At 72.6% G+C, this 2,181-nt stretch carries 3 protein-coding genes; all 3 read right to left on the reverse strand.

Going from position 1 to position 2,181, the window contains the following annotated elements; translation table 11 throughout:
* Positions 1–531 (reverse strand): hypothetical protein (locus ACWCSD_RS51850; protein WP_449927157.1); only part of this gene is annotated, 531 nt, incomplete at its 3' end.
* Complete coding sequence (locus ACWCSD_RS51855) at positions 528–1,106, reverse strand: RNA polymerase sigma factor (protein WP_358296987.1); 579 nt, start codon at positions 1,104–1,106, stop codon at positions 528–530. The genes ACWCSD_RS51850 and ACWCSD_RS51855, both read right to left, overlap by 4 nt.
* A gap of 240 nt (positions 1,107–1,346) precedes the next feature.
* Positions 1,347–2,181: amidase (locus ACWCSD_RS51860; RefSeq protein ID WP_449927160.1), on the reverse strand; the 835-nt coding region annotated here is incomplete at its 5' end.

The following is a 2,181-nucleotide window of genomic DNA, read 5'->3' on the forward strand; positions in this document are numbered from 1 at the left end:
CAGGTCGGCGTAGGTGGGACGCCCGAAGCCGCGTTCGGGGCACCGGATCAGGAGCTCCTTGTACTCGCCCCCTCGGGGGACGGTCTTCGCCGGCTTGTGCCAGTGGAGCCCTGTGCGGGAGCCGTCCACGGACTCCCAGACCTCACCCGTGTTGTGCCGTGGAACGACGTTGCGGACCCCCTTCTCGCTGTGCGACTCCGCGATGCGCTCGTAGTGGAGGTACTGGTCGTCGCGGGGTTGCGGCCAGGGCGCGGCGGCCGCGGCCTCGGCCGCCAGCCGCAGGACCTCGGCGGCGCTCGCGGGCGCGGAGGAGTTGACCGTCTGGACGACGATCACCCCCGCGGCCATCGCCGCGACCAGGCCCGCTGCCGGCACCAGACGCCGTAGCCCGGCCTCCCGGAGCCGGAACCGGCGCTTCGTACGGGCTTCGGCCAGGAGCGCGGCACGGGCGGGGGCGAGGCGATCCGCCGTCGGGTTCGGCTTGTCGGCGAACAGGTCACGCAGCTCGGTCAGGTCGGTCTGGTCGTTCATGAGGTCTGCTCCATCGTGGGGTCGATGCTGCCGAGGACGTCGCGGACGATGGCCCGCGCGCGGCTGAGGCGGGAACGAACCGTTCCGATCGGGATGGACAGGGCGTTGGCCACCTCCTCGTAGCTGAGGTCGGCCCAGGCCACGAGTAAGAGGACGTCGCGGTCGCGGGCCTTCAGCGAGGCCAGCGCCCGGGCGAGCGGGCGGCGCACGGCCTGCGCGCTCGCCCGCTCAAGTGCTTGTTCCGCGGCGTCGTCCGCGTCGGGCAGCGCGCCCACCTTCGAGTACGCCTTGTAACGATTGATCTCTGCGCGCTGGTGCCGGCGGACGAAGTTGGTCGCGAAGCCGTACAACCAGGGGAGCGCCTCCGGACGGGCGGTGTCGTAGTCCCGGCGCTGCCTGAACGCCGCGAGGAACGTCTCGGAGACGACGTCGTCGGCCGTGTCGTCGCCGAGCCGGCGGGCCACATAACGGTGGATGTGTCCTGCGTGCCGGTCGAACAGCAAGGCGAAGTCCTCGGGATCTCGCCACGACCGTTCGATCAGGGCGGCGTCGGACAGCGTTGTACTGGGCGGCATGTGGTTGAGCCTTTGCAAGGAAGTGGTGTCGCACGTCTTTCACCCGAGCCGGCGATCGAGTTCACGCGAGGCGGCCGTTCGCGGGCACCCCCCAGCGCGCTCGCGACGGCCCCCGCCACGTCGGCGCGACGGCCCTGGAACCGGCCTGAAAGGGCGGCTACGACCTCGACCGGGCATGACCATGCCCCCGCTCGAAGCCGAGCCGCCCGCACCCACCGCCTCAGAGCGGCCGCCTCCCCGTCACCCGGACAGGCCGCCCGCGAAGATCGGCGGCACCCGGTCCCGCCACGGCATCGCCCGTTCCAGGTACGCGGCAACCTGGAACAGCAGGTCCTCGCGCCCGTAGGCGGCGGCGACCTGCACGCCGATGGGCAGCCCGCCCGCGCTCTGCCCCAGCGGCAGGCTGATCGCCGGTTGCCCGGTGGTGTTGAACAACTGCGTGAACGGCCCGAACCCGGACAACGTCTCCAGCCATCCCCGCAGTGTCTGACCGGGATCGTCGTACCGCAACGTGCCGTGCGGCACCGGCAGACGGCCCAGGGTGGGCGTGACGAGCAGGTCGTACCCGGCGAAGAAGGCCGCCGCCGAACGGGTGATCCGGTTCTGGGCGTCGAAGGCGGCCAGCATGTCCAGCGCGGTGGCCTGCCTGGCCGCCTTCAGGAACTCCCGCGAGACCGCCTCCATCCTGGCCTCGTCGGGCTGCCGTGGCGCGAGCAGGCACGGGGAGGCGACCCCGACGGCCTCGATGATCCACGCCCTCATGGCGTCCTCCCGGTCGACCGCGGGGCTCGCCTCCTCCACGACGTGCCCCGCCTGCTCCAGCACGCGGGCCGTCGCGACCGCCGCCGCGGCGACCTCCGGGTCCACGTCCGTGCCCATCCAGGAGGTGGTGGTCAGCGCGACCCGCAACCGGCCCGGATCCGTCACGAGCTCCCGCGCGTACGGCCCGCGCGGGGGAGGCGCGGTGTACTTGTCGCCGATCCCCGGCCCGTGGACCGCGTCCAGCAGGCCCGCGGCGTCGCGGACCGTGCGCGTGAGCACGAACTCGTCCGCCATGCCGAGCACCAGTTCGCCG

The organism is Nonomuraea sp. NPDC001684, from assembly GCF_053596515.1.

Excerpts from the sequence above, each read along its gene's own strand:
- ACWCSD_RS51855 (WP_358296987.1), bottom strand. The coding sequence starts at position 1,106 with ATGCCGCCCAGTACAACGCTGTCCGACGCCGCCCTGATCGAACGGTCG.